We start from the raw sequence: 16,329 nt of genomic DNA, 5'->3' as shown, positions 1-16,329 counted from the left end.
CGCTTGCGGTACCCGCTCTCGTTCGCGCAGCTCCGTGCTCGGTCGCTCGACGGCCCCGCGGCGGTGGTGCGGCGCGCCTGCCGGCTCGACGCCCCGGTGGACCCCGATGCCCTGCGCCGGGCCGTGGACGCCGCGGTCGTCCGGCACGCCGCGCTGCGCACCTCGGTCGTCACGGTCGACGGCGAGCCGGAGCAGGTCGTGGCGGACACCGCCGAACTGCCCGTCGCGCACGAGGAGTCGGCCGAGCCGTTCGACCTCGCCACGCCGCCGCTGGTGCGCGTCGCGCTGGTCGGGACGCCGGAACGGCCGTCGCTCGTCGTGTCCGCGCACCGGGTCGTCGCCGACGGTCCGGCCCTGGACCTCCTGCTGGACGAGTTGACCACCGCGGGCGGGGTGCCGCCCGAACTCTGGATGGACTACGGCGACTACGCCGTGTGGCAGCGCGAACGCCTGGCGGGGGAGGAGTTGGAGCGGCAACTGGCGCCGTGGCGCGAACCGCTGCGCGACGCACCCGCCGGTCTGTCCCTGCCCGCCGATCCGCCGTCCACTCCGTCCTGGGGTGAAGTCACGGCCGAGGCCCCCGGCGACCCGTCCGCCGCGCTCGCCGCGTACGCGGTCGTGCTGTCCCGCTACGCCAGGCAGCGCGACCTGGTGATCGCCCTGCCCGTCAGCGGGCGCGTCCGGGCGGAGCTGGAGCCGATCGTGGGGCCGTTCGCCGACATCGTGCCGCTGCGCGTGTCCGTCACCGGCGCGTTCGCCGAACTGCGCGCGCGGGTGCGTGACTCCACCGCGGTCGCGCTTTCGCACGATGAGCTGCCGTTCGACAAGCTCGCCGCCGAACTCGGTGTGGCCCGTCCCGTGGTCGGCTTCTCCACGACAGGCCAGGAGTGCGCCGACTTCCAGGTGAACGCGGGGGAGGACGGCGTCCTCGGGCTGACCTACCGCGCGGACGTGTACGGATCGCCGTTCGCCCAACGGTTCCTGCGCTCGGTCGTGGCGGTGCTGGAACACGCCGAACAGCACCCGCGCACGCCGGTCGTGGACCTTCCGTTGCCGCCAGGACCGGAGGCCGTCGCCCCGACGGTGCCGGACCTCGACGTGGTGCGCGCCCTGCGTGAGTCGGAAGCCTCGGTGACCGACAGCTCCGGCACCGTGCCCATGTCCGAGTTGTGTCGGCGCGCCGCCGTCCTGGCCCGGGTGATCGCCGAGCGGGGCGCGGACCGGCGCGTCGGTGTGTGCGTCCGGCGCGGTGCGGGACTGCTCGTGGCCGTGCTGGGCACGTGGTGGGCAGGCCGGACGGCCGTGCTGCTGGATCCGGACTTCCCGTTGCCCGGTCTGGAGAAGCGCGTCCGGGACGCCGGGTTGGAACTGGTCGTGGGCGACGAGGAGCACGTCTCGATCGGCGGCGCGACCGTGATCACGTCGGCGGAGGGCGAACCGATCGACCCCGCGGCGCCGGATCCGGCCGCCTACGTCGTCGATGGTCGTGACGTCACGCATCGGGCGGTCGCCGACGTGCTCGCGGTGCTCCGCCGTGATCTCCCGTTGGGCGCGGGAGATCGGTTCGCCGCGATCGGCACGGCGCTCGACGTCGCCCTGATGGAACTGCTGCTGCCCCTGGTGTGCGGCGCGGACGTGGTGGTCACCGATGGCAAGGACCTCGACGGGATCACCGCCATGCACGTGTCCGCGCACACCTGGCGGCAGCTGCCGACCGTGCCGGAGAGCGTGCGACTGCGGCTGTGCACCGGCCTCACACCGGATCTCGCCGAAGCGCTCGACACCCCGGGGGCGAGCTGTGGCACGTCCACGGCGACGCGGGGTCGGCGCTCTGGCCGGTGGCGGGGCGCTGGCCCGCGACGAACCGCTCCCGTGCCGTGATCCTGGACGAGCGCGGCGCGCCCGTGCCGATCGGCGCCATCGGCGAGGTGCACGTCGGCGATCACGCGACCGGCGACCTGGCGCGGTGGCGGGAGGACGGGCGCCTCGACCTCGTCGGGCGCACCGACGACAGGGTGGAGGTCCGCGGCAGGTGGGTGGACCGCGGTGAGGTCGCCGCGGAACTGCGAACCCACCCGGCCGTGCGGGACGCCGTCGTGACCGGTGCGCCGAAGGACGGCGAGACGGCGTTGGTCGCGTACGTGGTGTCCGACGAGAGCGGCGAAGCCCTGCGGCGGCACCTGCGCGCCACGCTGCCGGCGTGGATGGTCCCCGAGCTGTTCGTGGCGCTGGACGAGCTGTCCGACAGCCTGCCCGAGCCCGACTGGGGACAGCCCCGGGACGACGTCGAGCGGACGATGGCGCGGATCTGGGCCGACCTGCTGCGCACCACCGACCGGATCGCCGTGCACGACAACCTGTTCGGGCGCGGCGCGGGGTCGTTGACGGTCATGCGGTTCGCCGCGAAGGTCGCCGAGGCCTACGGCGTGAACCTGCCGTTGCACCGGATCTTCGCCACGCCGACCATCGCCGCGCTCGCGGCCATCGTCACCGCGGAGCGGCAACCCGAACCCGACGACGGGCTGGCCGGGCTGTCCGACACCGAGCTGGACGACCTGCTGCGGTCGGTGCTCGCCGCGCGCGACCGCCGCCGCGCCGCGCGCGGGGAGGCGACGTGAGCACAGCGGAGACCGCCGACCTGGCCACCGCGGCGCTGTTCGGCGGTCTGGAGGACCCGGCGGCGAACTCGATGAATTTCCTCAACGAGATCGCCGGGCGATATCCCGAAGCCATTTCCCTGGCCGCGGGGCGGCCCACCGAGGAGTTCTTCGACCTGGCGGACGTGCCGCGATATCTGCGATTGTTCGGCGACCACCTGGAACGCGAACGGGGGCTGACACCGGCCCAGGTGCGGCGCACCGTATTGCAGTACGGGCGTACCAAAGGGATCATCCACGAACTGGTCGCCGAGAACCTCCGGCGTGACGAGGGAACCGTTGTCGACCCCGAGTCGGTCGTCGTCACGGCGGGGTGCCAGGAGGCGATGTTCCTCGTCGCCCGCGCATTCCGCGCCGACGCCCGGGACGTGCTGCTCGCGGTGTCGCCGACCTACGTCGGGCTGACCGGCGCGGCGCGGCTGGCCGACCTGCCGGTGCGGCCCGTGGCGACCTCGGCGCGCGGGGTCGACCTCGACGACCTGGTGGCCGTGATCCGCCGGGAACGCGCCGCCGGACGCCGTCCGCGCGCCTGCTACGTGATGCCGGACTTCGCCAACCCGTCCGGCCTGAGCATGGACCTGGAGACGCGGCGGGCGCTGCTGGAGGTGGCGCGCGAGGAGGACGTCCTGCTGGTCGAGGACAACCCGTACGGGCTGTTCCACGGCGGTGCGCGGGTGCCCACGCTCAAGGCGCTGGACGAGCACCGCAGGGTGATCTACCTGGGGTCGTTCGCCAAGACGGTGCTGCCCGGGGCGCGCGTCGGGTACGTGGTGGCCGACCAGCGGGTGGCCTCGGCGGCCGGCGGGGTGGGGCTGCTCGCCGACGAGCTGTCGAAGATCAAGAGCATGGTCACGGTGAACACCTCGCCCATCGCGCAGGCCGTGATCGGGGGCGCGCTGGTCGAGCACGGCGGGAGCCTGGCCGACGCCACCGCCCGTCAGCGCGAGTGGTACGCGGGCAACCTGCGCCGCGTCCTGGACGGTCTCGCGGCGCGGTTCCCCGAAGGCGGCGACGTCACCTGGACCGCGCCCGCGGGAGGATTCTTCGTGGTCGTGGACGTTCCCTTTCCGGTTGACGACGCGCTGCTGGAACGGTCCGCCCCCGACTACGGGGTGTTATGGACGCCTATGGGTCATTTCTACGACGGGGCACCGCCCGTACCCGCGCTGCGGCTTTCGATCAGCGCGGTTTCCGCGGGGTTGATCGACACCGGGCTGGACCGGCTGGCGGCATTGATCGACGACCGCCGCGACCGATTGGCCGATGGTGCCTCGGGTGAGCGGTGACGTAGGCTTCACCACGTTCATTTCCCTGCCTCGTACCAGTTCGGCATTCGTTCACCGCAGGCGCGCGATCGGGCGGGGGTGTTCGTGACACGTCATCTCGCGGAGGCCGGTTCCGCTCCGGTGGTGGGCCCCGAGTGGGTGGACGAGGTCCTGCTGCGCGGCCCGGACGCCCAGGTGTGCCTGCAGGTCGACGGCCCGGTGGACCGCGCCGCGCTGCGCCGCGTGGTCGCCGAGCGCCGCGCCCGGCTCGAAGCGGCGGGGCTGCGCGCGGGCGGTTCGCTCGTGCTGCGCCTGCCGCCGTCCCTGGCGTACGTGGCGAACCTGTTGGCGGGCTGGCGGATCGGCGCGCAGGTCGCGCTGCTGGACCACCGGCTCACCCCGTTCGAGGTCGACACCGCGCTGCGACGGCTGGCGCCGCAGGTCGTGGTCGCGCCCGGCGCGGTGCGCAGCAAGCCGTTGCGCGCCTTCGCCGACGTCGAGGAGACCGTCACCCCGCACCCCGGCCGCCCCGCCGCGACACCGCACGCGGTGATCCAGCTCAGCTCCGGCTCGACCGGACCGTCCAAGGTGATCGGACGCACGGCGGCGGACCTGATCGCCGAGGTCGAGCGCTACACGCGCATCGACGGTGTGCCCCTGCCCGGCGAGCGGATCGTCGTGCTGGCCTCGGTGGTGCACGTGCTGGGCCTGGTCGGCGCGCTGCTCTACGGGCTGCACGCGGGCGTCCAGATCAGGCCGCCGGAACGGCTCACCGGGGACAGCGTCCTGGACGCCGTGGCGGCCGAGAGCAGTCCGGCGACGGTGCTCGGCGTCCCGTTCCACATCGGACTGCTCGCCTCGGTCGCCGAACCGCCGCGCCTGCCCCAGCTCAAGCGGATGACCACCGGCGGCGAACTCGTGCCCGCCGCGACGGCCACCGCGTTCCTGGACAAGTACGGCGTGCCGCTGGGCAACATGTGGGGCATGACCGAGGTCGGCGTCATCGCCACCGACCTGTTCGGCGCGCACCGCCCCGCGCTGACCCCGGCCCCCGGCCTCGCCGTCGTCGAGCGCGCGGGCGAACTGCTGGTGAGCAGGCCGCAATCGCCCTACGTCGGCCTGTCCGACCCGACCCGCTGGTCCGACGGGTGGCTGCACACCCGGGACGCGGGCGTCGTCGACCCGGGCACCGGCCTGGTCACGATCAAGGGGCGGCTGGACTCGCAGGTCTCGGTGGGCGGGCTCAAGGTCGACCTGACGGAGGTCGAGGAGGCGCTGACCGCGCTGCCGGGCGTCGAGGCCGCCGTCGTGCTGCACGACGACGTGATCACCGGCTACCTGCAGCTCGCGCCGGGCGCGTCGGTCGACGCCGTCCGCGCCGGTCTCGCCGAGCGGCTGGCCGCCTACAAGCGACCGCGGCAGCTGCACGTGCTGACGGCGATGCCGCGCACCACCACGGGAAAGCTCGTGCGCGACCGGTGGGTGCTCCGCCAGGCCCCGCGAGAAGGAAGGTGATCCGATGAGGACGGAGACCACCTCGCCGCGGCTCGGGGAGCCCGCGTGAGCGGGCCGGCGCCGGGCCGGGACGAGGTCGTGGCGATGCTCGCCAGCCTCGACGGCAGGTCGGTGCGGGACGTCCCCGAGGGCATCGAGTCGATGGAGCTGGCCTGGCTGCTGCACCAGGTCGAGCAGCGCTACGGGGCGCGCGTGGAGCTGGACGAGGACCAGTACGGCCGGATGACCACCATCGACGGCGCGGTCGACGTGCTGCGGGAAGCGATCGGGCCGTCTTGATGCGGATCTCCGGCATCGACCACATCGAACTGTACGTAGGCGACGCCAAGCAGTCGGCGTTCTACCTGTGCACGGCGTTCGGGTTCCAGGTGCGCGGCCAGGGCGGGCCCGAGACGGGCCTGGACGGGCAGCGCTCGCTGCTGCTGCGCCAAGGCGACATCCAGGTGGTGCTGACCTCCGGGCTGGACGCCGAGCACCCGGTCACCGAGTACGTGCGCCGCCACGGCGACGGGGTGGCCGTCGTCGGCATCGGCGTGGACGACGCGGCGGCGGCGTACCGGCTGCTGGTCGAGCGCGGCGGCGGCGTACCGGCTGCTGGTCGAGCGCGGCGCGCAACCCCTGTCACCGCCGAAGGCCTACGGCGAGGGCGAGCAGCGGGTCGTCGTCGCGGAGGTCTCCGGCTTCTCCGACGTCACGCACCGGCTGGTGGAACGGCACGGCGCGCGGCGCGAGTTCCTGCCCGGCGCGCTGGTCGTCGACGAGCCCGACCCGTACAGCGACAGCAAGCTGCTGCGCGCCATCGACCACCTCGCGATCTGCGTGCCCGCCGGGCGGCTGGACCTGACCGCGCGCTACTACGTCGACGTGTTCGGCTTCGAGCAGATCTTCGAGGAGCACGTGGAGGTCGGCGGGCAGGGCATGGACTCCAAGGTGGTGCAGAGCCCGTCCGGGCAGGTGACGTTCACGCTGATCGAACCCGACCCGGACCGCACCCCCGGCCAGATCGACGACTTCCTGACCTGGCACGCGGGCGCGGGCGTCCAGCACGTCGCGTTCAGCACCGACGACATCGTGCGCGCGGTCGGCACGTTGTCCGAGCACGGCGTCCGCTTCCTGGGCACGCCCGGCGCCTACTACGACTCGCTGGAGGACCGCGTCGGCCACCTGGACGCGCCGCTGGACGAGCTGCGCCGCCTGGGCGTGCTGGTCGACCGCGACCACTGGGGCCAGCTGCTGCAGATCTTCACCGAGTCCGTGCACGTCCGGCGCACGCTGTTCCTGGAGATCATCGAACGCCGCGGCGCGCTGACCTTCGGCAGCGGCAACATCCGCGCCCTGTACGAGGCCAAGCGCGGGGAACTGTCCGGCACCACCGCTGGGGAGGACGAGTGACCGAGGTGAAGGCGTTCGCGCTGACCGACCGGGAACGGGAGCTGCTCCCGACCGACGACGAGGTCCGCTTCTTCGCCGAGCACGGCTGGTACCTGTCCAGGAAGTTGCTGTCCGACGACGAGGTGGACGAGCTGACCGCCGCCGTGGACCGCTACTACGAGGGCGAGCGCAGCCGCCACCTGCCCACCCGCCCGCCGCGCCTGGCCTACTGGGAGCCCGCGCACGGCGACGTGCAGCGGCACAACGACTACGTGCACTACGAGAGCGACGGCATCACCAAGGCGCTGCTCAAGCCGATCATCGGCGCGGTGACCGCGAGGCCGGCCGAGGCGTCGGAGATCCGGGTGTTCCAGTCGACCCTGATCTACAAGCCGCCGATCGCCGACGAGCCGTCCAACGTCGTGCCGTGGCACTTCGACAAGCACTACTGGTCGTCGTCGTCCTCCGACCGGATGCTGACCGCGTTCATCCCGTTCCACGACTGCGACGAGGAGCTGGGCACCATCACGATGGTGGACGGCAGCCACCGCTGGGAGGAGGTCGGGTTCGACGACAGCACCACGCGCCACTTCGCCGACCGCGACCACGACCACCTGGAGGACCTGCTCTCCGCCAACGCCGCCCACAACGGCGCCCGGGTGTCCAAGATCCCGATGATCATCCCCAAGGGGCACATGAGCTTCCACCACTGCCGCACCTACCACGGCAGCGCCGCCAACCGGTCGACCCGGCCGCGCCAGGCGATCTCGCTGCACCTGCAGGACGGCGACAACGCCTTCCGCGACTTCCGGCTCTCCGACGGCACCTCGGCGTTCTACAACCACGACTCGCTGGTGCGCCGCACGCCCGACGGCAGGCCGGACTACGCGGACCCGGAGTTCTGCCCGCCGCTGTGGCGCTCCTGAGCACGGCGGCGCACGCCGACCTGTACCGCGTGGTCCGGTTGATCCGCCGGTTCGAGGAACGGGCGGTCGAGCTGGTCCGAACGGGCGACGTCGTCGGCGGCATCCACCCCTACACCGGGCAGGAGGCCGTGGCCGCCGGGGTGTGCGCGGCGCTGCGGCCCGACGACCTGATCACCAGCACGCACCGCGGGCACGGGCACGTGCTGGCCAAGGGCGCCGACCCGAAGCGGCTGCTGGCCGAGCTGGCGGGCCGCGCCACCGGGCTCAACCGCGGCCGCGGGGGGTCCATGCACGCCGCGGACTTCCGGCTGGGCATCCTCGGCGCGAACGCCATCGTCGGCGCGAACGCCCCGATCACGGCGGGCGCGGCGTGGGCCGCCAAGCGGGCGGGCGACGGCCGCGTCGCGGTGAGCTTCTTCGGCGACGGCGCGGTCAACCAGGGCGTGCTGCTGGAGTCGCTCAACCTGGCCGCGCTGTGGCGGCTGCCGGTGCTGTTCGTCTGCGAGAACAACGGCTACGCCACGACGTTGACGGTGGCGGACGCGGTCGCGGGCACGATCACCGGGCGGGGCGAGGCGTTCGGCATCCCGTCGGAGACCGTCGACGGCATGGACCCCGTGGCCGTGCTGGACGCCGCGCGCACCGCCGTGGACCGCGCCCGCGCGGGCGGCGGACCGTCGTTGATCGAGTGCGTGACCTACCGGTTCGACGCCCATCACACGTGGGAACACCGTGCGCGGGTCCGGTATCGTTCTGAAGACGAGATCCTCAAAGGACGATCGCGAGACCCGTTGGAGATTCAGGGTTCCCGGTTGTCCGATGCGGACCGCGAACGGGTCGACGCCGAGGTCGAGTCTCTTGTGGACGATGCGGTGGAGTTCGCGTTGAGCAGCCCGCACCCCGACCCGGAGGGCGCCTTGGAGGACCTGTACGCCACCGGGTTGCGCGGTCGACCGGGGGACGGCCGCTGATGCCGTGGCTGTCCTACCGCAAGGCCCTCAACCGGGCGCTGGGCGACGAGCTGGCCCGCGACCCGGCGGTGTTCGTGCTGGGCGAGGACGTCCGGGTCGCGGTGTCCAACGTGACCGCCGGGCTGCTCGGCCGCTTCGGGCCCGAGCGCGTGGTCGACACGCCCCTGTCCGAGCAGGCGTTCACCGGGTTCGCCACCGGGGCCGCGCTGGCCGGGATGCGACCGGTCGTCGAGTTCCAGATCCCGGCGCTGCTGTTCCTGGCGTTCGAGCAGATCGTCAACCAGGCGCACAAGTTCTCGCTGATGACCGGCGGCCAGACCGCCGTGCCGGTGACCTACCTGGTGCCCGGGGTCGCGCGTCGGTTGGGCCGGGCAGCACTCCGACCACCCCTACGGCCTGTTCGCGCACGCGGGCGTGAAGACCGTCGTGCCCGCGAGGCCCGAGGACGCCTACGGGCTGGTGGTGTCCGCGATCCGCGACGACGACCCGGTGGTGGTGTTCGCCCCGGCCGGGGCGTTGGACGTGCGGGTGGACGTCGACTTCTCCACGCCGGCCCCGGTGCCCCTCGGTGCGGGGCGCGTGCACCGAGAGGGCTTGGACGTCACGGTCGTGGCCATCGGCCACCTCGTGCACGACGCGCTGGCCGTGGCGGATGAACTGGCGGGGGAGGCGTCCGTGGAGGTGTTCGACCCGCGCACCGTCTACCCGTTCGACTGGGACGGGCTGGCCGACTCCGTGCGGCGCACCGGGCGGCTGGTCGTGGTGGACGACGCCAACCGGATGTGCGGCGTCGCCGCCGAGGTGCTGGCCACCGCCGCCGAGCGGTTCGACCTGACCGCCCCGCCCGTGCGGGTGACCCGGCCGGACGGCGCGGTGGTGCCGTTCGCGCCCGCGCTCGACCGGGCCGTGCAGCCCGACCGCGACCAGCTCGCGACCGCGATCCGCAAGGTGCTCAAGGACTGACCGTGGGAGGCCCGCCGTGCCGCTCGACCCCCAGATGGCGCAGCTGCGCGCCCGCCGCGTCGCCGACGGCGTGCCGCCGCTCTACACGCTGACCGTCGAGCAGGCCCGTGCCGCCGACCTGGCCGCCGTCCGGACGGGCGTAGCCGAGCCGGTGCGGCACGTGGTGGACCGCCACGTGCCCGGACCGGGCGGCGACCTGCCGGTGCGCGTCTACCGGCCGACCGACGACACCGGTCCGCTGCCGACGCTGGTGTACCTGTTCGGCGGCGGGTGGGCGCTGGGCACCGTCGAGACGTCCGACGGGATCTGCCGGTCGCCGGCCAACGCCGTGCCGTGCCAGGTGATCACCGTGGGCTACCGGCTCGCGCCCGAGCACCGGTTCCCGGCGGCCGTGCACGACAGCTACGCGGCCGTGGCGTGGATCGCCGAGCACGCCGACGAGTTCGGGGTCGACGCCGGGCGGTTGGCCCTGGCCGGTGACAGCGCGGGCGGCAACCTCACGGCGGCCGTGACGCTGCTGGCCCGTGAGCGGGGCGGCCCGTCGCTCGCCGCGCAGGTGCTCGTGTACCCCAACACCGACTACCGCGCGGACACGCCCTCGTTGCGCGACAGCGACGACCCGGCGCTGTTCAACCGGCACTCGGTGGCGTGGTACTGGTCGCACTACCTGGCCGACCCGGCGGACGGGCTCGACCCGCTGGCGTCGCCGTTGCGCGCCGACGACCTGTCGGGGCTGCCACCGGCGCTGGTCGTGACCGCCGAGCACGACCCGTTGCGCGACGAGGGGGAGGAGTACGCGCGGAGGCTGGCGTCGTCGGGCGTGGACGTCGTCTCGACGCGCTACCCCGGCATGGCGCACGGGTTCTTCGCGATGACCGACGTCCTCGACGCGGCCCGCGAGGCGCATACCGAGGTCGCCGCCTACCTGCGGGCGCGGTTCACGCCCTGACCGTGCGCAGCCGGCGCGCGTCCTCGACGTCCCGGCAGCCCGCCAGGCGCAGCGCGGTCTCGAACTCCTGCCGGATGACGTCGAGCACCGCGGTGACGCCGTGCCGCCCGGCCACCGCGAGGCCCCACAGCACGGGGCGGCCGAGCAGGACCGCGTCCGCACCCAGCGCGAGCGCCCGCAGGACGTCGACCCCGGTGCGCACCCCGCTGTCCAGCAGCACCCGGCACCGGCCGCGCACGGCGTCCACCACGTCGGGCAGGGCGTCGAGAGAGGGCACTGCGCCGTCGAGCTGTCGCCCGCCGTGGTTGGAGACCACCAGACCGTCCACACCGGACTCCACGGCCCGTTGGGCGTCCTCGGGGTCGAGGATTCCCTTCAGCACCAGCGGCAATCGCGTGCGCTCCCTGATCCAGTCGAGGTCGTGCCACGTCAGGGAGGGGTCGAAGACGGCGTCGGTGTGCCGGGCCACCGCCGAGTCGCCGGCTCGCCGTTCACCGACGTCACCGCCGATGTTGACCGGCCGCACGCCGGGCGGCAGCGCGAACCCGTTGCGCAGGTCCCGGACACGTCGCCCCATCACCGGCACGTCGACGGTGAGGACGACCGCGCGACAGCCGACACCCTCGGCCCGCCGGAGCAGGTCCGCCATGACCTGGCGGTCCCTGAGCCAGTACAACTGGAGCCAGTGCGCGCCACCGGCCGCCGCCACGTCCTCGATCGACTCGGCGCCGATCGTGCACAACACGTTCGGCACACCTGCCTCCGCCGCCGCCCGCGCGACCCCGCTCTCCCCGTCCGGGTGAAGCAGGCGCTGGTACGCCATCGGCGCGATCGCCAACGGCAGCGACGACCAGGCGCCGAACAGATCGCGTCCGGTGTCGTACTGGGACACGTCGACCAGCGACCTGGGCACCAAGGACACCCGTTCGAACGCCGCGCGGTTGGCGGCGAGCGTGACCTCGTCGCCCGCTCCACCGGAGACGAAGTCCCGGACGTCGGGGGCCAGCCGTTCGGCTGCCAGGCGCTCGGCGTCGGCGACCGAGTGGATCACGGGTGCGTTCACGAGGTCGCGCGGCGGTCGACGTCCGCGTCGCCAAGGTGGCGTGCCGGGACGGGAGCGGGCAGTCCGCTGTCGCTGTTCATGGGCCCTCACGCGGGTCGGGGTGTGCTGCGGGCGGGCGGCGTGATGGCGTGGGCGGCAGCCGACACCGCTCAGGCCATCACGTCCGCGTCACCGAGGATGACGGAATACACCCCGTCGGACGCCCACCTCGCTCACGCACTGGACAGATTCGGTCGGGATGCCGAACCGAACCCGTCGACGCCGACCACCGGCCGCCGCGGACCACCGGCCGCCGCGCCGACAATATCGCCGACGTGTACCTGATCCTCACGTTGTCGGAGGATGATCGGTTCGTGCGATCAGGCGACGACGAGGCCGCGGGTGAGCCCGAGGTGCCCGCGGTCCAGTCCGCCGAGGCATCCGCAGGGAGCTCGGTGGTGCAGGCCGGCCGCGATGCCGTCGTCACCGTTGGGCACATTGGTGACGTGCACGTGCGCCGCGGGGCGCAGGTCGGCACCTTCTACCGGTTCCAGGTCGAGCGCATCGCCCCGACGGAACTGGTGGGGCGGGACGGGGAGTTGGCCGAGCTGGCCGAGTTCTGCACCGATCCGCGGACCGCGGGCCGGTACCGCTGGTGGCGAGCCGGCGCCTGGGCGGGCAAGTCGGCGTTCCTGTCCTGGTTCGTGCTGCACCCGCCGCCGGGCGTGCGGGTGGTGTCCCACTTCGTCACCGCCCGGCTGGCCGGGCAGGCCGACCGGACCTCGTTCGTCGACAACGTTCTGGAGCAGCTGCTCGCGATCCTGGACGAGCAGGCGCCGCCGCTGCTGACCGCGTCCACCCGCGAAGCGCACCTGCTCGGCGCGCTGGACGAGGCTGCCCGGCGGTGCGCCGACCGGGCCGAGAACCTGGTGCTGGTCGTGGACGGCCTGGACGAGGACCGCGGCGTGACGACCACCCCGAACGCGCACAGCATCGCCGCCCTGCTCCCGCTCACACCGTCGCACGGCCTGCGCGTGGTGGTGGCCGGTCGCCCCGATCCGCCGGTGCCCGCCGACGTGCCACCGCACCACCCGCTGCACGACGAAGGCATCGTGCGCCTGCTCACCGCCTCGCCACAAGCACAGGCGCTACGCGTGGAGATGGAACGTGACCTCAAAGGTGTGCTCGACGGCACCGAACTCGAACGCGACCTCCTCGGCCTGCTCACCGCGACCGGCGGCGGCCTCACCACGGCCGACCTCGCCGAACTGGCCGACGCGACGGAGTGGGAGGTCACCGACCACCTGCGCGCGGTGACCGGGCGCAGCTTCACCCGCCGCAACAGCAGCCTCCGACCCGGGGCCGGCCTCCCGGTCCACCTGCTGGCGCACGAGGACCTGCACGCCACCGCAGTGCAGATGCTCGGGCCGCGGAAGCTCGCGGGCTACCGAGATCGCGTCCGCGACTGGGCGGACGCCTACCGGGACGACGGATGGCCGGCCACCACCCCCGACTACCTGCTCAGCGGCTACCACCGCATGCTCGACGACATCGGCGACCTCCCGGGGATGGTCGCCTGCGCCACCGACCCGGACCGGCACGACCGCATGCTGGACCGCACCGGCAGTGACCACGCCGCGTTCACCGAGATCGTCACCACCCAGGACCTCCTCCTCGCGCAGGACGATCCGGACCTGGTCGCGATGGCCCAACTCGCGATTCGCCGGGACGACCTCGCCAACCGCAACGCCAAGCTGCCCACCGCCGTCCCGGCGGTCTGGGTGCTGCTCGGTGAGCCCGCCCGCGCCCTGGCACTGGCCGGCATGATCACCCACCCGCGCCGGCGGGCGAACGCCTTGGCCGACGTGGCCGTGGCACTGGCCTTGGCCGGCGACACCGTCCGCGCCGCAACCGTTGCCCGCACGATCGTCGACCCGGGCAGCACCTGGCCACACGTCCTGGTGCGCGCAGCGGGCGCGGTGGCCGCGGCCGGTGCCCTCGACGAAGCCGAAGAGTTGGCCCACGCGGTGGCCCGATCCGGTGATCGGCAGTACGCGCTGGCCGCCGTGGCCGTGGCCGCGGCGCGACGGGGAGACGTCGATCGGGCCGAGGCCATCGCCCGGACGACGACCTTCGTGGACACGCGCGGGCAGATCAGGCTCGCTCAGGTCACCGCGCTGGCCAGGTCGGACGAGACCACGCGGGCGGAACACCTGGCCCGCGCCGACACCGATCCGTTCTGGCACGCCCGTTGCCTGGCCGTGGTGGCGGCGACGGCGGCTCGCGACGGGGACACCGACCGCGCGGGAGCACTGTCGAACGAGATCGGCGCCATCGCCGAGGCGATCACCGCACCGGATCGGCAGGCGGAAGCCTGGGCCGCCCGGGCCGCGACCCTGGCGCTCATCGGTGACCGGCGGCGGGCCGATGCGCTGGTCGACCGGGCGTTGACCTTGGTGTGGTCGTTGCCCGACCGCGACCACGTCGAGTACACGTTGATCACGTTGGCCACGACGACGGCCGACCTGGGGGCGATCGAACTGAGCGAGTCGGTGGTCCGCCGGCTCGCCGTCAGCCTCGACGGACGGGCGGAGGTGCTCACGGCCGTCTACGTGGCGGCCGTCGCGACAGGCGACGTCGACCGCGCCGAGGCCGTGGCGGAACAAGCCGAGAGCGCCGTGCTCCACCTCCGCGGACGGCGGTCGGGACCAGCCGCCCTGGCAGAACTCGCCCGCGCGGTTGCCGCGACCGGCGACGTCGGTCGTGCCCGCCGCCTCACCCGGCACATCGAGGAACTGGCTACGACCGGCGACGCCTGGACCCTCGCCACCGCGGCCCGAACCGCGGTCGCCGCGGGCGAACCCGATCGTGCCAGGGTGCTCGCCGAGAAAGCACTGGCCGCATCTCGCGCTATCACCGACCCGCGCGGGGAGGTGCAGGACCTTCGCTCGCTCGCCAAGGCGACAGCCGCCGCAGGAGCGACCGACAAGGCCGCGGTCCTGTCCGAACTGGCGGAGTCCGTCGCCCGCACGATCTCGAACCCCTACCAACGGCGGAAAGCGATGGAACGGTCCACCGCACCGAGAGCGGACAGCGGCAACACCGCAGATCTCCTGGCACGGGCGCTGGCCACCGATATCGCCGCGGACCCGACCCACGCCCGCGTCCTGGTCGCCCGAGCGTTCTCCAGCGGGCACTGGACCACCCCACTGGCTGCCCTCGCCACGATCGAGCCGTCGGCGCTCACCCAGATCGCGGCCTCTGTCATCGCCTCTCACCGCTAGGCGTGACCGTGCACCGCCACTGCGCGGAGCGTTCGTGACCCGCCCTAGCCACCTATGACCGGCCAAGCGAAACCAGCAGCCGACGAGCCGGACAAAGATCAGGCACAGCAGTCGTACCGCCATGCCTCGCGGTGTGCCAACGGATCTCGGCGATCTTGACCACGTACTTCGCCCGCGGCGCCGTCGACGGCTGCACGGGCGAAGTACCCGGGATTCATCCCCGCCCTTGCATGCAGTCGACCCAGGACGCGGTGGTGACGATGATGTCGGCAGCGTGGGTCTCGGTGACCGTCCCGTCCGACACCCATATCTGCGCGTGGTACGTGGCCAACGGCACCGTGGCGGACCCCTGGACGAGGGTGAACCCGTTGATCGTGACCGAGCCGTCGTCGGGGTCGCGGTAGTTGGACCCCGGAGGGAGGTGGCTCTCCGTGGCGGTCCAGCCGGGAGGCAGGTCGCGCATCCCGAAGTCGAGGTCGGTGGACCACTTCCCGGTCACCGCGAAGATGAAGTAGGACTGGTGGATCCTCCCCTCGGGGCCGTGCTGGACGCACATCCGGTGTGGGGTGCCGAAGTCCTCCAAGTGCCACGTGTGGTCCTGCGAGTCCGACTGTGCCGACGCGCCGACCGGCGAGCCGAGCAGGGACAGCAGGAGCACCGAGACCAAGGCGAGCATCGACCTGGCGATCCGCAACATCACTCTCACCGAATCCCTCCTGAACTGGAGTGGCGGCGCTTCGGTCGAAGCTAGCGACCCGATCTCAGAATCCACTGAGACCCTCAGCCCCGGCCCCGCTCCTGCTCAGTGGCGAGCCGGTCGAGCTGACGATGCCCGCCGGCAGCAGGAGCCCGCCGAACGGCCGCCGAGGATACCGATCTGACCGACAATCGCGGTGTGGACGGGCCGGTTCCGCGACCCGGCCGGTTCGACCCGGTGTACCTTTTCCTCCGTGGGACTGGTCGAGTCGTTGCGCGCGTTGTACGCACGACGGCTTCGCCGTCAGGTGGCGAGCGGTCCGCTGCCCCGCCACGTCGCGCTCATCATGGACGGGAATCGCCGCTGGGCCCGCGAGCAGGGCTACGCGAACCCCAGCATCGGCCACCTGCACGGCGGTGAGCACCTGGAGACCGTGCTGGGGTGGTGCGCCGACTTCGGCATCCGGCACGTGACCGTGTTCCTGGCGTCGAGCGACAACCTGCGCAAGCGCGGTTGGGAGGAGACGGCCTTCCTGATGGAGGTCGTCGAACGGGTCGTGGTCGACCGAGTGGTGGCGCGGTCGGAGAGGTGGCGCCTAGGGCGTGTCCGCCGGAATGTTGATCGTAGGGTTTGATCAAATTGCGTTGTGGCGCGTGGTGATCTGACGGATGCGGAGTGGGCGATCCTGG

General features: G+C 72.9%; 14 protein-coding genes and 2 pseudogenes. 14 read left to right on the top strand and 2 right to left on the bottom strand.

Features of this window, described 5'->3' with window-relative positions; genetic code table 11:
* Positions 1–3 precede the first annotated feature (3 nt).
* The 12 genes and pseudogenes from ACZ7GX_RS26030 (at position 4) to lipP1 (ending at position 10,617) form a co-directional block, all read left to right on the top strand.
* Positions 4–1,881 (top strand): condensation domain-containing protein, encoded by a 1,878-nt coding sequence (locus ACZ7GX_RS26030; RefSeq protein WP_498780283.1) that lies wholly within the window; start codon positions 4–6, stop codon positions 1,879–1,881.
* Complete coding sequence (locus tag ACZ7GX_RS26025; RefSeq protein WP_498780282.1) at positions 1,878–2,618, top strand: phosphopantetheine-binding protein; 741 nt, start codon at positions 1,878–1,880, stop codon at positions 2,616–2,618. The genes ACZ7GX_RS26030 and ACZ7GX_RS26025 overlap by 4 nt, the downstream gene beginning before the upstream one ends.
* On the top strand, positions 2,615–3,943 hold the full coding sequence (locus ACZ7GX_RS26020; protein ID WP_498780281.1) for an aminotransferase-like domain-containing protein: 1,329 nt from the start codon (positions 2,615–2,617) through the stop codon (positions 3,941–3,943). Before ACZ7GX_RS26025 ends, ACZ7GX_RS26020 begins: the two co-directional genes overlap by 4 nt.
* An 84-nt stretch (positions 3,944–4,027) precedes the next feature.
* Positions 4,028–5,437, top strand: a complete 1,410-nt coding sequence (locus ACZ7GX_RS26015; RefSeq protein ID WP_498780280.1) for a class I adenylate-forming enzyme family protein — start codon at positions 4,028–4,030, stop codon at positions 5,435–5,437.
* Positions 5,438–5,482: 45 nt separating this feature from the next.
* A complete protein-coding gene (locus ACZ7GX_RS26010) occupies positions 5,483–5,716 on the top strand; it encodes a hypothetical protein (protein ID WP_498780278.1) in 234 nt (77 codons plus the stop codon).
* Positions 5,716–5,976: pseudogene (locus ACZ7GX_RS26005) on the top strand (VOC family protein); the annotation flags it as partial. The gene ACZ7GX_RS26010 and the pseudogene ACZ7GX_RS26005, both read left to right, overlap by 1 nt.
* A 52-nt stretch (positions 5,977–6,028) precedes the next feature.
* A complete protein-coding gene (locus ACZ7GX_RS26000; RefSeq protein WP_498780416.1) occupies positions 6,029–6,829 on the top strand; it encodes a VOC family protein in 801 nt (266 codons plus the stop codon).
* The gene (locus ACZ7GX_RS25995) at positions 6,826–7,734 is read left to right on the top strand and encodes a phytanoyl-CoA dioxygenase family protein (protein ID WP_498780414.1); all 909 of its coding nucleotides are present in this window, start codon (positions 6,826–6,828) and stop codon (positions 7,732–7,734) included. Before ACZ7GX_RS26000 ends, ACZ7GX_RS25995 begins: the two co-directional genes overlap by 4 nt.
* Positions 7,722–8,705 carry a thiamine pyrophosphate-dependent dehydrogenase E1 component subunit alpha gene (locus ACZ7GX_RS25990; protein ID WP_498780277.1) on the top strand — a complete coding sequence of 328 codons (984 nt, stop codon included), beginning with the start codon at positions 7,722–7,724 and terminating at the stop codon, positions 8,703–8,705. The genes ACZ7GX_RS25995 and ACZ7GX_RS25990 overlap by 13 nt, the downstream gene beginning before the upstream one ends.
* Positions 8,705–8,992: pseudogene (locus tag ACZ7GX_RS25985) on the top strand (alpha-ketoacid dehydrogenase subunit beta); the annotation flags it as partial. The gene ACZ7GX_RS25990 and the pseudogene ACZ7GX_RS25985, both read left to right, overlap by 1 nt.
* Positions 8,993–9,119: 127 nt before the next feature.
* On the top strand, positions 9,120–9,668 hold the full coding sequence (locus ACZ7GX_RS25980) for a transketolase C-terminal domain-containing protein (protein WP_498780276.1): 549 nt from the start codon (positions 9,120–9,122) through the stop codon (positions 9,666–9,668).
* Between the two features lie 16 nt (positions 9,669–9,684).
* Positions 9,685–10,617, top strand: a complete 933-nt coding sequence (gene lipP1 / locus ACZ7GX_RS25975; RefSeq protein WP_498780275.1) for a LipP1 family hormone-sensitive lipase — start codon at positions 9,685–9,687, stop codon at positions 10,615–10,617.
* Here lipP1 and ACZ7GX_RS25970 read toward each other — a convergent pair.
* Complete coding sequence (locus ACZ7GX_RS25970; protein ID WP_498780273.1) at positions 10,607–11,668, bottom strand: alpha-hydroxy acid oxidase; 1,062 nt, start codon at positions 11,666–11,668, stop codon at positions 10,607–10,609. The genes lipP1 and ACZ7GX_RS25970 overlap by 11 nt on opposite strands.
* Before the next feature lie 326 nt (positions 11,669–11,994).
* Here ACZ7GX_RS25970 and ACZ7GX_RS25965 point away from each other — a divergent pair, with 326 nt between their 5' ends.
* Positions 11,995–14,943, top strand: a complete 2,949-nt coding sequence (locus ACZ7GX_RS25965) for a hypothetical protein (RefSeq protein ID WP_498780272.1) — start codon at positions 11,995–11,997, stop codon at positions 14,941–14,943.
* A 214-nt stretch (positions 14,944–15,157) separates the two neighbouring features.
* On the opposite strand, the gene ACZ7GX_RS25960 is transcribed toward ACZ7GX_RS25965, so the two are convergent.
* Entirely contained in the window at positions 15,158–15,640 is a 483-nt protein-coding gene (locus ACZ7GX_RS25960; protein WP_498780412.1) for a DUF5980 family protein, read from the bottom strand.
* Between the two features lie 253 nt (positions 15,641–15,893).
* Here ACZ7GX_RS25960 and ACZ7GX_RS25955 point away from each other — a divergent pair, with 253 nt between their 5' ends.
* Positions 15,894–16,274, top strand: coding sequence for an undecaprenyl diphosphate synthase family protein (locus ACZ7GX_RS25955; protein WP_498780271.1), 381 nt, complete (start codon positions 15,894–15,896; stop codon positions 16,272–16,274).
* Positions 16,275–16,329 lie beyond the last annotated feature (55 nt).

It is taken from the genome of Actinosynnema sp. NPDC037264 (genome assembly GCF_055603705.1).
Note: the sequence above shows the minus strand (reverse complement) of the source record. Positions and strands in the feature narration are given on the sequence as shown.